This window comes from Streptococcus oralis subsp. tigurinus (assembly GCF_002093545.1).
Lineage (GTDB): Bacteria > Bacillota > Bacilli > Lactobacillales > Streptococcaceae > Streptococcus > Streptococcus oralis_C.
Genome location: NZ_LNVF01000014.1, coordinates 1 through 19,042, shown reverse-complemented (window position 1 = coordinate 19,042; position 19,042 = coordinate 1). Strand labels below are relative to the sequence as shown.

Genomic DNA, 19,042 nt, shown 5'->3' with positions numbered 1-19,042 from the left:
TAAACCTAAATTTTAATATTTAGGTTTATTTCTCAACATTTGTTGGTAACGCTTTCTTTATGAAAAGGAGAATTTTTATGAGAATTGATAAAATTACTATTGAGGGATATAGACGCTTTAATAAGAGTACAATAAATTTAAATCATGGAAATTTTGCTATTTTAGCAGGAGCTAACAATAGTGGAAAAACTTCGCTTATTCAGCTGTTAGACATTGTTTTCAATAATAAATCAAGAAAGTCAGTGGGTTTTAATGATTTTTCTATCTCATTAAAGTCTTTGTTGGATAAAAAAGTTAAGGAATTAGATCTTTCCTCAGATTTTAATGATGAGAAGTTCATTGAATTTATAAATTATATTAATGAACATATAAAAATAAAACTTCAAATTGTATTGTCCTATGATGTGGAGGAATCCATAGGTCTATTTGCAAACTACCTAATGGATCTAGAAGATGATATGCGGAACTTTTATTTTGAATACAATTATAAACTCAATACAGAGGTAATAAAAGAAGAATTTATTAAACAAGATATCAAATCAGCTACAATACTTCAAGAAATCATAGAACAAAATACAGAAAGTATTTATTTTTATGCTGATAAGGATTTCAATAATAAGAAAATTATTGAATATAAAGATTTTAAAAAATTATTCCATTTTGAATATATATCTGCTGATAGAGAATTAGATGATGAAAATCTTAAAAATAAAAAGATAACTACATCGATTATTTCATCATCTGATTCCACTGACCGTGATTCTATATGGGATAGTAAGTTTGATGAATTAAAAAATAAAATAGCTAATGATTTAGCTGAATCAGAAATTGATTCTAGTATTCAAAAAGAAGCACAACAAGTTTTATCTGACTTAAAAGATAGTCTAGACAATGTATCAAAAAATGAAATTGAAGCTTTGGAAGCGAAATTTCATTTTAACGAAAAGAATTTATTGAACTTGATTAAGGATAGTTTATTAATCAATTATTCACATAGTACTGATGAATTTTTGTTTAGTTTAACTGAAGAATCTCAAGGTCTTGGGGTTAGTAATCTAATTTATATGAGCCTCCAAATTGATAGATTTAGAAGAACAATTCAACCAACTACTGTTAATCTATTTGTTATCGAAGAACCTGAAGCACATATGCATATACAAATGCAGAAAGTGCTAGTTAGTTATATTGAAACTATTTTTAGTAAACAAAAAAATCTACAAGGAATTATTACAACTCATTCAACTGAAATTGTAAAAAATGTAGATGTTAATGATATAAAAGTTATTCGTTCAGAAAATAATTTTATGAATCGTATAGTTGATTTGCATCAATTTATTGTTAATAATGGAGATAAAAAATTTTATGAAACATTTTTTAAATTGAATTTCGCAGATTTAATTTTTTCAGATGCTGTTATCTTTTATGAGGGTGATGCAGAGAGAATGTATTTTGAAAGTTTGATTAATAGGAAACATTCAAAATATATAAATTTAACTCGTCAATATATAAGTTATTGTCAATGTGGTGGAGCTCACGCACATAAATATTTTCCACTATTAAATGAATTGAGAATGACGGCCTGTGTCTTTACTGATATTGATTACGATAAAGAAAGGGAGGAATTAGAGGGAATAGAGAGTGATAAATCTTCTAATACTACTTTAAATTCATTATTACTTGCTGACAATAAAGAAGTTGCCGGTATTTATCAACAACAGAGTCAAGATAGAGAAAAGAATATAGAAATTTTTACCCAAACAGGTAGAGATGGATATGCTAGAACATTAGAAGATGCTTTATTATATAAAATGATTTCTCTAACAGAGGAAATAGAAAGTGTGTTTGAAAAATTTAACAAATCGGAGTGGGACAAATTTAATGAATCTTTTGAATTGACACTACCTAATATTACTTCTGGCAAAGAGTGTAGCATGAAGAGAGAGGAAATATATAATAGATTAGAAATATCAAAAGAAAATAGGAAAATTGACTATCTGAGAGATAACCATACTGAAGAGTATGCTGAGTATGAGGAATTCAAAGAAACATGTGAACCAAAACGTTCAATAAGAGATATTGTTTCAATTATTGATAAAACAAATTTTATGTACTCGATTATTTTTAAAGATAAAGTAATTGAAGTGTTGCCTAATTATATCGAGGAGGGATTAACGTGGCTCAACAACAAAATAATTTCTACAATATAAATGCCCCTGCTGGAAGTGGCAAAACTTACTTTATTAGTAAAACTATTAATGATATTTTAAATAATGAACCATTTGTTAAAATTTTGTGTATTACCTATACTAATAGAGCTTCAGAGGTAATGCAGGAAAGAATTATTTCTCCAAATGTTGAAATATCAACTATTCATAGTTTTTTAAACAATTTTTTAAAGCCGTTCTTTAGTAACGATAAAATTATAAATTTTTATTTTGAAATCTATAAAGAAGAAATTAAAACTACACTTGATAACAGTGGGAAATTAGTTGAACGGTATAAGGAAAGATTTTCAGTAGATGGCGACATTTCTGAAGAAATAATAAAATCAAATTTGAAAATTTATTACAATGAGCGTCAGAGTTCTTTTGTGTTAGATGGAGGTTTATCTCATGACGATTTATTATACTTTTCATTTAAGTTAATAGAAAGATTTCCTAAAATTGGTTTTAAATTGCGTGAAATGTATAATTACATTTTCATAGATGAAGTTCAAGATACAAGTACAGAAGTTTTGAGATTTTTTTATAATTCGGCTAGGAACAGTTTAACAAAAGTATATTTTCTTGGGGATAAAATGCAAGAAATTTATAACAAATATGATGGTTCATTTGAAAGTGAATTTGGTGAATTTGATAGTAGTCTCTCTCAAACCTTTACTACAAATTATCGCTCCTCTAAAGAAATAGTTAATCTGTTAAATCATTTATACTTATCTGTTTCTAGGGTTACACAGAACTCTTATATAGGTGAAAAAGGTCAATTACCTCAATTGGTCTTTACAGATAATATTGAGACGTATTTATCTAATAATAGCGAAGTTTACGAGAAGTTTTATAAACTAAGAACAGTTAATAGAAAGAGATTCGAAAACATTAATAATAGTGGGGAATCTGCGGAAGAAATCTATACAAAATATCAGGAAATATACCCTAATAATGGTCGTATTAGTGTAATGGATGTTCTGGTTAACAGTAGCTATGATGAAAACCCTGATGAGCTAATGTCTTTTCTAAGTTTGTTATTTCAGATATTGAATGAATATCATAATAAAAATTATGGTGAAATGATACGACTCCTAAAAAATAGCAAAAATAACTTATCTTTTGGTAAATCTATTTCAGTTTTTGATAGCAGCATTTTGAAAATTGAATTTCATCAGGATAAGGTAAAACTGAAAGAAAAAATGGATCTCTTTGCTAAGCTATTGGAATCTAAGGAACTTTTAGGAATTGTAATCCAAGAATTGATAGTTAATAAAGTTATTAGTGATGAATTTTATAAATTTATATTTTTATATGCGAAAAACGGAGATTTTCTTTATACTGATTTATTTTGCTCTTCAATTGAATTATTTAAATTGATAGATGAATACAATAGAAACCCTATGGTGTCAACACAACATGGGGTTAAAGGAGAAGGGCATAAAAAGATACTATTTGTTGCAGAAAATTCAAGTACCCCAGGTATAAAGATATATGAATTTCTAAATCTATTTTCAAGTTTTTATACTCAAAATATTGTATTTAATTTCGATAGTTTTCAACAGTTTTATTATGATTTTAATCATGATATTTTATCACTAGAAGAAAAATTAGGAAAAAAAATAAGAAAAATTGATGCAGGTGATAGAGAGCGATACTTTAGTGATTTTCAAGAGATTTTTAATAAGTATCTAGATAATGATTATTTTAAATTTATTTGTTTAAAAGAAAATAAACTTAACTTTCAAAAGAAAACAGCAATAAAGAAGATACAAGAAAATATTTTTAATAATAATTTAGTTAGATCAGTCTTAACAGCTTACAAACTTTTTTATGTTGGGTGTTCTCGAGCAGAGGAAGAATTAGTTGTATTGATTGATGCAAATCAAATTGACAATATGGAAGAATTTAAAAATTGTTTCAACCAAATTGGTTTTCAGATATAGATATATAAAGTCTGAAGACATCCGAAATATGAAATTTGTAATAAGTGCGTAGAAATAAATATTACACTGATTCGGAAAAGCTAGGACTATAGTACAGTTAGTATATTTCCTCAATGTCGAAGAAGAACTGGCTCGTCTCGACAGGGAACTCTCTAAATGGCAAAAAGAATTGGATATGGTCGGCAAGAAGCTCTCTAACGAACGCTTCGTAGCCAACGCCAAACCAGAAGTCGTCCAAAAAGAACGCGACAAACAAGCCGACTACCAAGGCAAGTACGATGCGACAGTCGCACGTATTGATGAGATGAAGAAACTTGTGAAATTGACATAGAAACACGGTGATGAGCCGTGTTTTTTTGGTATAATATCTATAATTACAGTTGACATGCTGTTTCAAAAATGAAAAGGATTATCTTATGTTTTTTTATTTAATTCTATTACTATTCATTTCCATATTATGTTCATTTATAATATATTTTATTCCTTACCACATAATAAAATATTTTCAAAAAAGGAAAGCTATTGTAATAAATAATATTAACAGACTTTTAAATGGCGGAATTGGACAGTTTCCCAGAACAAATTTTGAAAAAATATTATTAAAATATAATGGATTCTCTAATAAATTAAATGATATATATAATTTGTATTTCAAGAAAAATTTGCATCACATAATCAAACTGAGCGTTATTTTTTATTATATTTCATCTGTTTTGATTCAGAAAATATTTCATGTAAAATTTTTAAATTTATCCTTACTATCATTTCTTGACATTTCTTCTTTTGTTGTTGGTGTTTTGGGAATGTATGGCATTTATATTGGTTTTTTACAGTATACTACAGAGAATAATGAACGAGGGAAGTATCTTGGAAAAAATAAAACAAGCTATGTGTTGAAAGATTTTTTCTGGTATCGTTTTAGTCAAAGTAAAGCGTTTATATTTTCATTGCTAGTTCTTACAATAGTCCCAAATGTTATAAAATTATCGCTTCTAACTAATGAAGTGAATCTATATCTAATTTATTTATGGCAAAGTTCACTACTTTTGTTATTAATTGCTTTTGTATTTCTTCTAAAAATGAGTTTATTTTTGATTAGTATTATATCGACAATAAATTCTGGAGTAGACTATAATTTACAAAGTATAATAAGAGAAAGAATACAAGAGGAATATATTCAAAAGTTTTGGATAGAATTTCAAAAAGAATTATATATCAAAAAAATTGATAAAATAGATAGAGAACATACTTTAATTGAATGTTTATTTTATAAATTAAGTTTTTTTAGAAACCATCAATTTATGAGGAAACAATTGCTTTATGATAATTTAGAACCTAGATTCCTATATAATTGGCTAAAGTATGATACAAGGAATTTATCAGAATTTGAAAAGAAAGAATTTATAGAGTTAGTATTTATAGGAATACAAAAAGATGTTGACCAAAAAATAGGTGATAAAAACAAGCAGATAATAAAAAATATTGAGGAATTCTATAGATTTTATAGATTGTTTGCGGAAATGAAATGGAGATTGTTTGTCTCAGATGATGAAATGTATAGAATTACTAGAAAGAATCCATCTAATTTGGATATAATTCTTCCCTTTAAATCATGGTATATTTTATTGAATCATGATATCAAAATATTTAACGAATTGTTCAAAAGTTTTGACAACGAACAGATATATAATTACTATGTAAAACAAATTAAACGACAGCTTTTAGGATATACTTTTAGAAGAAAAAATTCTTTGAAGTTTTCAGATGAAACTGTAGAGAATTTTCTATGGAAAATGATTTTTAGACATCCTCAGCTTGATATGAAAAGAGTATATGACGGGTTAATTTTATCGACGAAAAAAATAATAGATAGTAATAATCTGTATAAAATATCTGTTAAGAAAAATGGAAATTCTAGGGTATTAAAACTATCAAATTTCCAATATGTCAGATTGAAAGAAAATCGAACTAAGGATAATATAAAAAGTTCTGAAAGATTCCGTAATTTTAAGTTTTATGAGAAAGAATTTGAATATTTTAAATGGTATCAGTTCTGGAATCAAAAGAACTTATTTCAAAATAATGTTAATTATAATACAAACATTTTCAGGGGTTCAGAACGAACGTTTAATGAGTATTCAAAAGTGTTATTTGAGTCTTTAGAATATTCTTATGAGCAGTTCAATCAATACCAAAAGAACTGTATATTAAGCATGAATGATGAATATAAACTTTCTTTCATGCTGTACCAGTTGTTTAATGCATATCATACACAGTGGGATGATAATATTCAATTTTATGATAGTGAAATAAAAAACATAATAATGTGTGATAAAGAAAAACAGAACAAAATCTTCAAGAAAGCTAAGATAATAATTTTAAGCAAACCAGATATTACACATCACATTACAGAAAAATTTTTGACTAATTTATGGGACAAACGTAATGAAAAAATTACAAACTTTTTTTGGTTTAATCAATTTGGTACATGGGATCAAATGTCAGAACTAAAAGTTATATATATTCAATGGTTATTGTCAGATAAAAAAGGGGGAGTCTCAAATAGATTTGACTTAGAAAATTTATCATCTAGCGACGAAGAAAAAATGAATAACATTTGTCTAGAGTATTTCTTTCTTGCTGAAAAATTAGATTCAATTTTCAAAAAAGAATCATATTCGTCTAAGAAAACGGATGTACAATTATCAGTCGAATATTTATTGAAAACGAATAAAGTCAAATTATCAAATATAATAGAAAGACTATCAGTATCAAGTTTATTACGTCTAGAGTGGATATTAAGATTTAGTAACCACCATTATAATCAAGATATTAGTTATACTAGTAGAACCATTTTCGATTCCATGATTTCTAATAGTCAATTTTATTGGTCGGGTGGGAAAGGGGTGTTAGAATTTTATATCCTCAAAACTATCGATGATTTTTATCAAGATTTATATTTAGATAGTCAATTTATAGAAGGTCTTAAAGGAGAAATGGTGTCTACTTTGAATTCTCAAAATATGATGATTGATGAGTATGTTGAAGTAATCTCCCAAAAAGTTTCAATCGTAGACAGTGTTTCTAAGTTCCAAAAAAAAGAAATTATTCGTAAATTAAATGATTTGTTATACAATACTGAAACAAAGAGTAATCAGAATAAGCTAGATTATAAGAAACCATACAGATATAGGTAGCGATGCTAAATACCTCATTTTAATTTATATAACAGACAGATAAATTTTCTTCTCTGGAAACAGTAAAATCTAAATTAACAATAGTCATGTAAAGAAATAGTTCAATATTTGATTTGGTTATATCTTCTTGAATGAAAATTATAAGTAAAAGATTTATTCATCCTTATACTGGAAAAATCAATATTTTAGAAATCAGCTTACTACATAACAAACTTAGTCAATTTATGCCCGTATACCCCCCATCAACACCATCGGCTGGGTAACAAAGAAATAAAAAGTCCTGTCACTTTCTCCCATTTAACCTTTGACTATTCCGCAAAATTATCGTACAATAAAGAGTACATGATAAAATGAGGTCAGAGTCTGTCTGCTCTGGCGATAGTAGTAAAAATGAGGAGAAACGCTTTGGAATTAGAAGTATTTGCTGGGCAAGAAAAAAGTGAACTATCTATGATTGAGGTGGCGCGTGCTATCTTGGAACTTCGTGGTCGCGATCATGAGATGCATTTTAGCGATCTTGTAAACGAAATTCAAAACTATCTTGGAACATCAAACAGCGATATCCGCGAAGCCTTGCCTTTGTTCTACACAGAGTTGAACTTTGACGGTAGCTTCATCTCTCTTGGAGACAACAAATGGGGTCTTCGTTCATGGTATGGTGTGGACGAAATCGACGAAGAAATTATCGCTCTTGAAGAAAGTGACGACGATGAAGTAGCACCAAAAGTTAAGAAAAAACGTGTCAATGCCTTCATGGATGGTGATTCAGATGCCATTGACTACAATGCAGATGATCCAGAAGACGAAGACGCATACGAAGCCGACCCAGCTCTTTCATACGATGATGAAAATCCAGATGATGAGAAAAATGAAGTGGAAGCTTATGATGCGGAAATCAACGAAATCGCCCCTGATGACTTGGGTGAAGACGTGGATCTCAACGAAGAAGACGACGAGTTTTCTGACGATGATGCTGAAACGAGTGAAGAAGAGTAAAAGACTTCACAGAGGAGATCAACTGTTCTCCTTTTTTCCTGTTTTACCAATTCGGGTTGACAAATGTTCTGCTTTAAGGTATCATATTGTTCGGGCACCTCTTTTAGAGGTCGGGGCTCCCTAGTTATTAGGGAGCTATTTTTGTTTTTCAGGAAGTTTTCTTGAAAAGTCGTTATTCATAAGGGTCTTGTTTTCTATGTCCCCTCGTAGTTAACAAGGCCTTGAGCATTTTAGAAAGAGGAATCTATGTCTACGAAATATATTTTTGTAACTGGTGGTGTGGTATCGTCTATTGGGAAAGGGATTGTCGCAGCAAGTCTGGGTCGTCTCTTGAAAAATCGTGGTCTAAAAGTAACCATTCAAAAGTTTGACCCTTATATCAATATCGATCCGGGAACCATGAGTCCATACCAGCACGGGGAAGTCTTTGTGACAGATGATGGGGCTGAGACAGATTTGGACTTGGGTCACTATGAACGTTTCATCGATATCAATCTCAACAAATATTCCAACGTGACAACTGGTAAAATCTACAGTGAAGTTCTTCGTAAAGAACGCCGTGGCGAGTACCTTGGCGCAACTGTTCAAGTCATTCCTCATATCACAGATGCTTTGAAAGAAAAAATCAAGCGTGCTGCTCTAACGACCGACTCGGATGTCATTATCACAGAGGTTGGTGGAACCGTTGGAGATATCGAATCCTTGCCATTTTTAGAGGCCCTTCGTCAGATGAAGGCAGATGTGGGTGCAGATAACGTCATGTACATCCATACAACCTTGCTTCCTTATCTCAAGGCTGCTGGTGAGATGAAGACCAAGCCAACTCAGCATTCTGTAAAAGAATTGCGTGGTTTGGGAATCCAGCCAAATATGTTAGTCATTCGTACAGAGAAACCAGCTGGTCAGGGAATTAAAAACAAACTAGCTCAGTTCTGTGACGTAGCACCAGAAGCCGTTATCGAGTCTTTGGATGTCGAACACCTTTACCAAATTCCACTGAACTTGCAGGAACAAGGCATGGACCAAATTGTCTGTGACCATTTGAAACTAGATGCACCAGAAGCGGATATGACAGAGTGGTCAGCTATGGTGGATAAGGTCATGAACCTCAAGAAACAGGTCAAAATTTCCCTTGTTGGTAAGTATGTGGAGTTGCAAGATGCCTACATCTCTGTAGTTGAAGCCTTGAAACACTCTGGTTATGCCAACGACGCAGAAGTGAAGATTAATTGGATCAATGCCAATGATGTGACAGCTGAGAATGTAGCAGAACTCTTGTCGGATGCGGACGGAATCATCGTGCCAGGTGGTTTTGGTCAACGTGGTACGGAAGGGAAAATCCAAGCCATCCGTTATGCGCGTGAGAATGATGTCCCAATGTTGGGTGTCTGCTTGGGAATGCAGTTGACTTGTATCGAGTTTGCTCGTCACGTTTTAGGACTTGAAGGTGCCAATTCTGCAGAACTTGCACCAGAAACAAAATACCCTATCATTGATATCATGCGTGATCAGATTGATGTTGAGGATATGGGTGGGACCCTTCGTTTGGGACTTTATCCATCTAAGTTGAAACGTGGCTCTAAGGCGGCTGCAGCTTATCACAATCAAGAAGTGGTGCAACGTCGTCACCGTCACCGTTATGAGTTTAACAACGCCTTTCGTGAACAGTTTGAGGCGGCAGGTTTTGTCTTTTCAGGAGTTTCACCTGATAATCGTTTGGTAGAAATAGTGGAAATTCCTGAAAATAAATTCTTCGTGGCGTGTCAGTATCACCCTGAACTTTCCAGCCGTCCAAACCGTCCAGAGGAACTCTACACTGCCTTTGTCACTGCAGCGGTTGAAAATAGTAACTAGTTTTCTTCTGATCTCTGAGAGCAATCTCAGAGATTTTTTAATCCATTCAGGAAAATCTTGGTAACTCAGGCGCTTGGCAATAAGAATTAGACTCACTGAGGGAAGAGATTTTCCTTGCTAGTATACGGCTTCCCTATTTGTCCTAGAGCCCTTTTTGTGTTACAATGAATGGTATGAAAGCTAAGAAATTATGGATGACTGGCTTGACTGTGGCTGGTCTAAGTGCCCTTGCTTTGGGTACCAAAAAAGCAGCAGATAACCACAAACTCATGAAGACTCAGGAAGAGTTGACAGCTATCGTGCGCGAACTTTTCTCAGATATGGGTGAGATTGCGACTCTCTATGTTCAAGTCTACGAGAGTAGCCTAGAGCGACTGGTCGGAGGAGTCATTTTTGAGGATGGTCGTCATTACACCTTTGTCTATGAAAATGAAGATCTGGTCTATGAGGAGGAAGTCCTATGATACAACCTGCAAGTTTAGAAGAATTGGCATCTTTAGTAGAAAAAGATGGCAAGAAAGTCTTCCTTTTTGTGGCAGACTGGTGTGGCGATTGTCGTTATATCTATCCAGCCTTGCCAGAGATCGAGGAGACTAATCCAGAGTTCACCTTTATTCGAGTGGACCGGGACCAGTATCTGGATCTGGCCAAACTCTGGGATGTTTACGGGATTCCTAGCCTTGTTGTGCTAGAAAAGGACAAGGAAATCGGCCGATTTGTCAATCGTGACCGTAAAAGCAAGCAACAAATTAACGACTTTTTAGCAGGACTGAAATAGGAGAAAAAGGAAAGAATGATTTTTACATATAATAAAGAGCATGTTGGCGATGTCCTTATGATCATCGTGAAAAATAGCGGAGATGCCAAGTTGGATGTGGAGCGCAAAGGTAAGGTAGCCCGTGTTTTCCTCAAAGAAAATGGAGAAACAGCAGCTTGGAATATTTTCGAAGTTTCAAGTTTGTTTGAAATTGCAGAGCGCGGTCAAGTCTTTTTGACAGATGAGCAAGTAGCACGTTTGAACCAAGAATTGCGAGCGGAAGGCTTTGCAGAAGAGATTGTCAATGACAAAGAACCTAAGTTTGTTGTTGGTAAAATTGTCGAGATGGTAGCCCATCCAGATAGTGACCACCTCAACATCTGCCAAGTTGCAGTCGCAAGTGATAAGACAGTGCAAATCGTTGCAGGGGCTCCCAATGCGCGTGTTGGGTTGAAAACCATTGTGGCTCTCCCTGTAGCGATGATGCCAAAAGGCAATCTCATTTTCCCAGGCGAACTTCGTGGTGAAAAGAGTTTTGGCATGATGTGCAGCCCTCGTGAACTTGCCTTGCCAAATGCTCCGCAAAAACGTGGGGTTATTGAATTATCAGAAGACCAAGTTGTCGGAACTCCATTTGACCCAGCCAAACACTGGACGGCCTAGGAAATTGTCGGTATTTGATAGACCAGATAGAGGGGGGTAAGATGGCGAAAAATGTAGTGATTACAGGAGCGACCTCTGGAATTGGTGAAGCGATTGCGCGTGCTTATCTGGAGCAGGGAGAGAATGTCGTTCTAACAGGGCGACGGACAGACAGACTAGAGGCCTTCAAGTCAGAGTTTGCAGAAACTTTTCCAAATCAAACCGTTTGGACCTTTCCACTGGATGTGACGGATATGGCTATGGTAAAGACTGTCTGCTCCGATATTTTGGAAACGATAGGGCAGATTGATATCTTGGTCAATAACGCTGGACTAGCTCTTGGCTTGGCTCCCTATCAGGATTATGAAGAGCTGGATATGCTGACCATGTTAGATACCAATGTCAAGGGGTTGATGGCAGTCACTCGCTGTTTCTTGCCAGCAATGGTAAAAGCCAATCAGGGACATATTATCAACATGGGATCAACCGCAGGAATCTATGCCTATGCTGGGGCAGCTGTTTACTCAGCCACCAAGGCGGCAGTTAAGACTTTTTCAGATGGACTGCGAATTGATACCATCGCAACGGATATCAAGGTGACCACCATTCAGCCTGGAATTGTCGAAACAGATTTTTCTGCGGTACGTTTCCACGGTGACAAAGAGCGTGCTGCCACCGTCTATCAGGGAATTGAGGCCTTGCAAGCTCAGGATATTGCAGATACAGTGGTCTATGTGACCAGTCAGCCTCGTCGTGTGCAGATTACAGATATGACTATTATGGCCAATCAACAGGCGACAGGTTTCATGGTGCATAAAAAATTTTCTCGAAAAGTTACAAATTTTTGTAACTTTTTTTGATTCCTTACGAATAGATAAGTAGGAGGAAGAAAATATGTATAATAAAGTTATTCTTATCGGACGCTTGACGTCTACACCAGAATTGCACAAAACCAACAATGACAAGTCAGTAGCGCGAGCAACTATCGCTGTGAACCGTCGTTACAAAGACCAAAATGGGGAACGTGAAGCTGATTTTGTCAATTTGGTTCTTTGGGGAAAATTGGCTGAAACCTTGGCAAGTTACGCGACCAAAGGAAGCCTCATTTCAGTAGATGGGGAACTTCGTACCCGTCGTTTTGAGAAAAATGGCCAGATGAACTATGTGACCGAAGTCCTTGTCACAGGATTCCAACTCTTGGAAAGCCGTGCCCAACGTGCCATGCGTGAAAATAATGCAGGACAGGATTTGGCAGACTTGGTTTTGGAAGAGGAAGAATTGCCATTTTAATACTCTTCGAAAATCTCTTCAAACCACGTCAGCTGGTATAGGTAACTGACTTCGTCAGTCTTATCTACAACCTCAAAACACTGTTTTGAGCAACCTGCGGCTAGCTTCCTAGTTTGCTCTTTGATTTTCATTGAGTAGAAACATTGAAAAGTCTGAGTTGGTCTCAGGCTTTTTATCTTGAGAAAGTCAGACTTTTTTCTTGACTATTTCTGACCAAGTGATACAATAGAACTATGAATTGGCACTCGGTTACAAAGAGTGCTAATAATATGTAGTTCATCATGGAGGAAAACAGATGTTGAAACCATTAGGAGACCGTGTGGTCTTGAAAATCGAAGAAAAAGAACAAACTGTTGGAGGCTTTGTCCTTGCAGGCTCAGCCCAAGAAAAAACAAAAACAGCCCAAGTTGTAGCTACTGGACAAGGTGTTCGTACCTTGAACGGTGACTTAGTTGCTCCAAGCGTTAAGCCTGGAGACCGTGTCTTAGTTGAAGCCCACGCTGGTATTGATGTCAAAGATGGCGATGAAAAGTATATCATCGTAGGAGAAGCTAACATCTTGGCAATCATTGAAGAATAGAAGGAGAAAGTAAGTATGTCAAAAGAAATTAAATTTTCATCTGATGCTCGTTCAGCTATGGTCCGTGGTGTCGATATCCTTGCAGACACTGTTAAAGTAACCTTGGGACCAAAAGGTCGTAACGTTGTGTTGGAAAAATCATTCGGTTCACCACTCATCACCAATGACGGTGTGACCATTGCCAAAGAAATTGAATTAGAAGACCATTTTGAAAATATGGGTGCTAAATTGGTATCAGAAGTCGCTTCGAAAACCAATGATATCGCAGGTGATGGAACCACAACTGCGACTGTCTTGACCCAAGCCATCGTCCGTGAAGGAATCAAAAACGTCACAGCAGGTGCCAACCCAATCGGTATCCGTCGAGGGATTGAAGCAGCGGTTGCCGCAGCTGTAGAAGCCTTAAAAAACAATGCCATCCCTGTTGCCAATAAAGAAGCTATTGCTCAGGTTGCTGCCGTATCTTCTCGTTCTGAAAAAGTCGGCGAATACATCTCTGAAGCCATGGAAAAAGTTGGTAAAGACGGTGTCATCACTATTGAAGAATCACGTGGTATGGAAACAGAGCTTGAAGTCGTGGAAGGAATGCAGTTTGACCGCGGTTACCTTTCACAGTACATGGTGACAGATAGCGAAAAAATGGTGGCAGATCTTGAAAATCCATACATTTTGATTACTGACAAGAAGATTTCCAATATCCAAGAAATCTTGCCACTTCTAGAAAGCATTCTCCAAAGCAATCGTCCACTCTTGATTATTGCGGATGATGTAGATGGTGAAGCACTTCCGACTCTTGTATTGAACAAGATTCGTGGAACCTTCAACGTAGTAGCAGTTAAGGCACCTGGTTTTGGTGACCGTCGTAAGGCTATGTTGGAAGATATCGCTATCTTGACAGGTGGAACAGTTATCACAGAAGATCTTGGTCTTGAGTTGAAAGATGCGACTATTGAGGCGCTTGGTCAAGCAGCGAGAGTAACTGTGGACAAAGATAGCACTGTTATCGTAGAAGGTGCTGGGAATCCTGAAGCTATTTCTCACCGTGTTGCGGTTATCAAGTCTCAAATCGAAACTACAACTTCTGAATTTGATCGTGAAAAATTGCAAGAACGCTTGGCAAAATTGTCAGGTGGTGTCGCAGTCATCAAGGTCGGTGCTGCAACTGAAACTGAGTTGAAAGAAATGAAACTCCGCATTGAAGATGCCCTCAACGCTACTCGTGCAGCGGTTGAAGAAGGAATTGTTGCTGGTGGAGGAACTGCCCTTGCCAATGTGATTCCAGCTGTTGCTGCCTTGGAATTGACAGGTGATGAAGCAACAGGACGTAGTATTGTTCTCCGTGCCTTGGAAGAGCCTGTTCGTCAAATCGCCCACAATGCAGGATTTGAAGGGTCTATCGTTATCGATCGCTTGAAGAATGCTGAGCTTGGTACAGGCTTCAATGCAGCAACTGGTGAGTGGGTTAATATGATTGATCAAGGAATCATCGACCCAGTTAAGGTTAGTCGTTCTGCCCTTCAAAATGCAGCATCTGTAGCCAGCTTGATCTTGACAACAGAAGCAGTTGTAGCCAATAAACCAGAACCAGTAACCCCAGCTCCAGCCATGGATCCAAGCATGATGGGTGGAATGATGTAAGCTGTTTATACTAAGCAATTCATAAAAAACACAAAAGGAGGGAATGAGCATCCCTCCTTTTATCGCTTCCTTTTTATAAAATAGATTTGAGCTGATTTGTGATATATGGTAAAATAACTAATAGTAAAAGGAGAAGAACATGATTGATGTAGAAGAAATTCTGAGCAAGATGAATCCCAATCAGAAGATTAATTATGACCGTGTCATGCAGAAAATGGTTCAGGTTTGGGAAAAGAATGAGGAACGCCCAACTATTCTCATGCATGTTTGCTGTGCTCCTTGTAGTACCTACACTCTCGAGTACCTGACCAAGTACGCTGATGTGACCATCTATTTTGCCAATTCCAATATCCATCCCAAGGCAGAATACCACAAGCGGGCCTACGTTACAAAAAAATTTGTCAGTGATTTCAATGAGCGAACAGGCAATACGGTTCAGTATCTTGAAGCTCCCTACGAACCCAATGAATACCGGAAGTTAGTCAGAGGACTGGAAGAAGAACCCGAAGGTGGCGATCGTTGCAAGGTTTGTTTTGACTACCGTTTGGACAAAACAGCGCAAGTGGCTATGGATTTGGGCTTTGACTACTTTGGATCAGCCTTGACCATCAGTCCCCATAAGAATTCTCAAACTATCAACAGCATCGGAATTGATGTGCAAAAGATTTATACCACCCACTATCTCCCAAGTGATTTCAAGAAAAATCAAGGCTACAAGCGTTCGGTGGAGATGTGCGAGGAGTATGATATCTATCGTCAATGTTATTGTGGGTGCGTCTATGCGGCTCAAGCCCAGAACATTGACCTGGTTCAGGTTAAGAAGGATGCCACGGCTTTCTTGTTGGATAAGGATGTTGAAAAAGACTATTCCCACATCAAGTTTACTGTTACTAAATTAGATATATAGCAATCAACCCAGCTGTAAAGCTGGGTTTTTCAAATAAAAAACCAGGGTTTTCACCCCGGTTTGACAACTTTACCGATTCTTTAGTTCTATGTAGCGTTTGTACCAAATGTTGACATAGGCCTCTGAGAAAGGACCGCGTCCATTGTTAATCCAATCAACAAGGATTTTAACATGCTCTTTCAAAATATAGTCTAAATCATCAGAATACTTCATTTTGCGTTTATGGCGCTCATACTCTTCAACGTCCAAGAGACGCTTTTCACCATCAGTGAAGACCTTGACATCCAAATCATAATCAATGTATTTCAGGGCTTCCTCATCTAAATAGTAGGGGCTAGCCATATTGCAATAGTAGGAAATTCCATTATCGCGAATCATAGCAATGATATTAAACCAATATTTTTTGTGAAAGTAAACAATAGCCGGTTCTCGAGTCACCCAACGACGACCGTCACTTTCGGTAACAAGTGTGTGGTCGTTGACGCCGATAATGGCGTTCTCTGTTGTTTTTAGTACCATGGTGTCCCTCCAAGTACGGTGAAGACTCCCATCATGCTTATAACTTTGAATTGTAATAAAGTCGCCTTCTTTTGGAAGTTTCATAACTAACCAACTTTCTACAATTTATAAGTTTATCGTCTACTATTATATCATAAATTGATCTAATTTTTTTGAATTTTACATGAAAATGTTAAAGATAATCTCTGAGAGCGCTTGCTATATCCGAAAAATCATAGCCTTTTCTAGCTAAAACTTGAGTCAATCGTTGCTTTAGTTCGTAACCTTCATATTTGCGAGCGTATTTAGTATATTGTTTGTCTAACTCTTTGAAAATGAGTTCTTGAGTCGTTTCTTGGTCGACTTGACTGTCCAAGTCATCAAAGGCATTTTTAGCATCAGAATAGGAGAAGCCTTTGTTCGTCAAGCTTTGAATAATCTTATCCTGCAAGGCACGAGCAGGAAGCTTTCCGGTGTGTTTTTTAAGCAATTTCTCAGCTACACGTTGAGCAACTTCTGTATAGTCAAAATCCTTTAGAACACCTTCAATAGTTGATTTGGCAATCCCTTTTTGAGACAGTTTTTGAGCCAGCACATAAGGTCCCTTATCTCCAGAAAGTTGGTTGGCATTGATGATGGCATAAGCATACTGATGATCATTAACCCAGTTATCTTCTTTAAGGTTAGCGATAACTTGACTAGCGATTTTATCATCAATATCATATTTTTTCAGATACTCTCTCACTTCTTTTTCAGTGCGTGCCTTAAAGGACAGATAGTAGAGGGCTAGATTCTTTCCGTAAGAGAACTGAGCATAGTCTTGAATCTCGGTAAGTTCCTCTTTACTAATGACCTTATCTCTAGACAGCATAAAACGGACAATGGTATCCTCCGTGATATAACAGGTTTGTTGATGATCTAGCTCCATCAAGTAGAGGCGTTTTTTCTTTTCAAGTTTTGTGATTTTCATAGTTCTATTATACCCTAAAATGTGATAAGATAGGGGTATGAATCTGAAAGTCAAACAAAAAATACCTTTAAAAATCAAGCGTATGGGCATTAATGGTGAGGGAATCGGTTTCTACCAGAAAACCCTCGTTTTTGTGCCAGGCGCCCTCAAAGGAGAAGACATCTATTGTCAGATTACTTCTATTAAACGTAACTTTGTCGAAGCCAAATTGCTAAAGGTTAATAAGAAGTCTAAATTTCGAGTCGTACCAGCTTGTACGATTTATAATGAATGTGGTGGTTGCCAAATCATGCACCTCCACTATGATAAGCAGCTAGAGTTCAAAACGAATCTGCTCTACCAAGCTCTGAAAAAATTTGCCCCTGCAGGATATGAAAACTATGAAATTCGTCCAACTATTGGAATGCAGGAACCAAAGTACTACCGTGCTAAGCTTCAATTCCAGACTCGGAAATTTAAAAATCAGGTCAAAGCAGGTTTGTATGCGCAAAACTCTCATTATCTCGTAGAGTTGAAAGACTGTTTGGTGCAAGATAAGGAAACCCAAGTGATTGCGAATCGCCTAGCTGAACTTCTTACTTACCACCAAATCCCCATCACCGATGAGAGAAAAACGCTAGGCGTTCGCACCATCATGGTACGCAGAGCAAGAAAAACGGGGCAAGTTCAGATTATCATTGTCACAAATCGCCAGCTTAATTTAAATCAACTGGTCAAAGACTTAGTCAATGATTTTCCAGAAGTTGTCACGGTTGCTGTCAATACAAATACAGCAAAAACAAGTGAAATCTATGGTGAAAAGACGGAAATTATCTGGGGCCAAGAGAGCATTCAAGAAGGAGTACTCGACTATGAGTTTTCTCTCTCGCCCCGAGCTTTTTATCAACTTAATCCGGAGCAGACAGAAATTCTCTATAGTGAAGCAATTAAGGCTCTGGATGTCAGCAAAGAAGACCATCTAATCGATGCTTATTGTGGTGTTGGGACGATCGGATTTGCCTTCGCAAAGAAGGTCAAGAGTCTCAGAGGAATGGATATTATTCCAGAAGCCATTGAAGATGCTAAGCGAAATGCTAAAAAAATGGGATTTGACAATACCCATTACGAAGCGGGAACAGCAGAAGAGATTATTCCACGCTGGTATCAAGATGGCTACCGAGCAGATGCCTTGATAGTCGATCCTCCTCGTACAGGCTTAGATGATAAGCTGTTGGATACCATTCTGAGCTATGTTCCAGAAAAAATGGTCTATGTATCCTGCAATGTTTCGACCTTGGCACGAGATTTGGTTAAACTAGTAAAAGTCTATGATCTCCAGTATATCCAGTCGGTCGATATGTTTCCCCACACTGCACGGACAGAAGCAGTTGTTAAGTTAGTGAAGAAAATAAAAAATCAACTTCATTGAAAAAAGTTCTTGACAAAGGAGGAAAAGTAGGTATAATAGAAAGAGTTGAAAAGCTCAAGGTCCGTTGGTCAAGGGGTTAAGACACCGCCTTTTCACGGCGGTAACACGGGTTCGAATCCCGTACGGACTATGTGTATATCACGGTAAAAAAACTT

At 36.1% G+C, this 19,042-nt stretch carries 16 protein-coding genes, 1 tRNA gene and 1 pseudogene; 16 read left to right on the top strand and 2 right to left on the bottom strand.

Features of this window, described 5'->3' with window-relative positions; all coding sequences use genetic code 11:
• Window positions 1-77 precede the first annotated feature (77 nt).
• The 14 genes and pseudogenes from ATE34_RS10190 (at window position 78) to ATE34_RS10120 (ending at window position 16,011) form a co-directional block, all read left to right on the top strand.
• The gene (locus tag ATE34_RS10190; RefSeq protein WP_061599015.1) at window positions 78-2,207 is read left to right on the top strand and encodes an ATP-dependent nuclease; all 2,130 of its coding nucleotides are present in this window, start codon (window positions 78-80) and stop codon (window positions 2,205-2,207) included.
• Window positions 2,174-4,150, top strand: coding sequence for a UvrD-helicase domain-containing protein (locus tag ATE34_RS10185; RefSeq protein WP_084911986.1), 1,977 nt, complete (start codon window positions 2,174-2,176; stop codon window positions 4,148-4,150). Before ATE34_RS10190 ends, ATE34_RS10185 begins: the two co-directional genes overlap by 34 nt.
• A gap of 103 nt (window positions 4,151-4,253) precedes the next feature.
• Window positions 4,254-4,481: pseudogene (locus tag ATE34_RS10180) on the top strand (hypothetical protein); the annotation flags it as partial.
• Between the two features lie 85 nt (window positions 4,482-4,566).
• Entirely contained in the window at window positions 4,567-7,347 is a 2,781-nt protein-coding gene (locus tag ATE34_RS10175; protein WP_061599011.1) for a ligand-binding sensor domain-containing protein, read from the top strand.
• Window positions 7,348-7,752: 405 nt separating this feature from the next.
• Window positions 7,753-8,343 carry a DNA-directed RNA polymerase subunit delta gene (rpoE, locus tag ATE34_RS10170; protein WP_180382701.1) on the top strand — a complete coding sequence of 197 codons (591 nt, stop codon included), beginning with the start codon at window positions 7,753-7,755 and terminating at the stop codon, window positions 8,341-8,343.
• A gap of 246 nt (window positions 8,344-8,589) precedes the next feature.
• On the top strand, window positions 8,590-10,197 hold the full coding sequence (locus ATE34_RS10165; RefSeq protein ID WP_084911983.1) for a CTP synthase: 1,608 nt from the start codon (window positions 8,590-8,592) through the stop codon (window positions 10,195-10,197).
• 164 nt (window positions 10,198-10,361) lie between these two features.
• Window positions 10,362-10,661, top strand: coding sequence for a DUF4651 domain-containing protein (locus ATE34_RS10160; protein WP_084911982.1), 300 nt, complete (start codon window positions 10,362-10,364; stop codon window positions 10,659-10,661).
• Window positions 10,658-10,975, top strand: a complete 318-nt coding sequence (locus ATE34_RS10155) for a thioredoxin family protein (RefSeq protein WP_084911980.1) — start codon at window positions 10,658-10,660, stop codon at window positions 10,973-10,975. The genes ATE34_RS10160 and ATE34_RS10155 overlap by 4 nt, the downstream gene beginning before the upstream one ends.
• Window positions 10,976-10,990: 15 nt before the next feature.
• Window positions 10,991-11,617: a YtpR family tRNA-binding protein gene (gene ytpR / locus ATE34_RS10150; RefSeq protein WP_084911978.1), complete on the top strand. Its 627-nt coding sequence runs from the start codon at window positions 10,991-10,993 to the stop codon at window positions 11,615-11,617.
• Window positions 11,618-11,658: 41 nt separating this feature from the next.
• Complete coding sequence (locus ATE34_RS10145; protein WP_084911977.1) at window positions 11,659-12,456, top strand: SDR family NAD(P)-dependent oxidoreductase; 798 nt, start codon at window positions 11,659-11,661, stop codon at window positions 12,454-12,456.
• A 34-nt stretch (window positions 12,457-12,490) separates the two neighbouring features.
• Complete coding sequence (locus tag ATE34_RS10140) at window positions 12,491-12,886, top strand: single-stranded DNA-binding protein (protein WP_000282437.1); 396 nt, start codon at window positions 12,491-12,493, stop codon at window positions 12,884-12,886.
• 295 nt (window positions 12,887-13,181) lie between these two features.
• Complete coding sequence (gene groES / locus ATE34_RS10130) at window positions 13,182-13,466, top strand: co-chaperone GroES (RefSeq protein WP_000917326.1); 285 nt, start codon at window positions 13,182-13,184, stop codon at window positions 13,464-13,466.
• 15 nt (window positions 13,467-13,481) lie between these two features.
• Entirely contained in the window at window positions 13,482-15,104 is a 1,623-nt protein-coding gene (groL, locus tag ATE34_RS10125) for a chaperonin GroEL (protein ID WP_061599000.1), read from the top strand.
• A gap of 139 nt (window positions 15,105-15,243) precedes the next feature.
• A complete protein-coding gene (locus ATE34_RS10120; RefSeq protein WP_007522745.1) occupies window positions 15,244-16,011 on the top strand; it encodes an epoxyqueuosine reductase QueH in 768 nt (255 codons plus the stop codon).
• Window positions 16,012-16,080: 69 nt separating this feature from the next.
• Here the strand turns inward: ATE34_RS10120 and ntdP are convergent, their stop codons facing one another.
• Both ntdP and recX read right to left on the bottom strand, forming a co-directional pair.
• Window positions 16,081-16,614 carry a nucleoside tri-diphosphate phosphatase gene (gene ntdP / locus ATE34_RS10115; protein ID WP_000775318.1) on the bottom strand — a complete coding sequence of 178 codons (534 nt, stop codon included), beginning with the start codon at window positions 16,612-16,614 and terminating at the stop codon, window positions 16,081-16,083.
• Between the two features lie 88 nt (window positions 16,615-16,702).
• The gene (recX, locus tag ATE34_RS10110) at window positions 16,703-17,479 is read right to left on the bottom strand and encodes a recombination regulator RecX (protein ID WP_061598996.1); all 777 of its coding nucleotides are present in this window, start codon (window positions 17,477-17,479) and stop codon (window positions 16,703-16,705) included.
• 37 nt (window positions 17,480-17,516) lie between these two features.
• On the opposite strand from recX, the gene rlmD reads away from it, so the two are divergent.
• Together rlmD and ATE34_RS10100 are read left to right on the top strand one after the other, a co-directional pair.
• Window positions 17,517-18,887, top strand: a complete 1,371-nt coding sequence (rlmD, locus tag ATE34_RS10105; RefSeq protein ID WP_061598995.1) for a 23S rRNA (uracil(1939)-C(5))-methyltransferase RlmD — start codon at window positions 17,517-17,519, stop codon at window positions 18,885-18,887.
• Between the two features lie 58 nt (window positions 18,888-18,945).
• A tRNA-Glu gene (locus ATE34_RS10100) sits at window positions 18,946-19,017 on the top strand.
• Window positions 19,018-19,042 lie beyond the last annotated feature (25 nt).

Bases quoted from the DNA above. Each gene is read 5' to 3' on its own strand.
- ATE34_RS10190 (WP_061599015.1), top strand. From the start codon at position 78: ATGAGAATTGATAAAATTACTATTGAGGGATATAGACGCTTTAATAAG.
- recX (WP_061598996.1), bottom strand. From the start codon at position 17,479: ATGAAAATCACAAAACTTGAAAAGAAAAAACGCCTCTACTTGATGGAG.
- ATE34_RS10120 (WP_007522745.1), top strand. From the start codon at position 15,244: ATGATTGATGTAGAAGAAATTCTGAGCAAGATGAATCCCAATCAGAAG.
- ATE34_RS10155 (WP_084911980.1), top strand. From the start codon at position 10,658: ATGATACAACCTGCAAGTTTAGAAGAATTGGCATCTTTAGTAGAAAAA.
- groL (WP_061599000.1), top strand. From the start codon at position 13,482: ATGTCAAAAGAAATTAAATTTTCATCTGATGCTCGTTCAGCTATGGTC.
- groES (WP_000917326.1), top strand. From the start codon at position 13,182: ATGTTGAAACCATTAGGAGACCGTGTGGTCTTGAAAATCGAAGAAAAA.
- ATE34_RS10175 (WP_061599011.1), top strand. From the start codon at position 4,567: ATGTTTTTTTATTTAATTCTATTACTATTCATTTCCATATTATGTTCA.
- rlmD (WP_061598995.1), top strand. From the start codon at position 17,517: ATGAATCTGAAAGTCAAACAAAAAATACCTTTAAAAATCAAGCGTATG.
- ntdP (WP_000775318.1), bottom strand. From the start codon at position 16,614: ATGAAACTTCCAAAAGAAGGCGACTTTATTACAATTCAAAGTTATAAG.
- ATE34_RS10160 (WP_084911982.1), top strand. From the start codon at position 10,362: ATGAATGGTATGAAAGCTAAGAAATTATGGATGACTGGCTTGACTGTG.
- ATE34_RS10140 (WP_000282437.1), top strand. From the start codon at position 12,491: ATGTATAATAAAGTTATTCTTATCGGACGCTTGACGTCTACACCAGAA.
- ATE34_RS10165 (WP_084911983.1), top strand. From the start codon at position 8,590: ATGTCTACGAAATATATTTTTGTAACTGGTGGTGTGGTATCGTCTATT.
- ATE34_RS10145 (WP_084911977.1), top strand. From the start codon at position 11,659: ATGGCGAAAAATGTAGTGATTACAGGAGCGACCTCTGGAATTGGTGAA.
- ytpR (WP_084911978.1), top strand. From the start codon at position 10,991: ATGATTTTTACATATAATAAAGAGCATGTTGGCGATGTCCTTATGATC.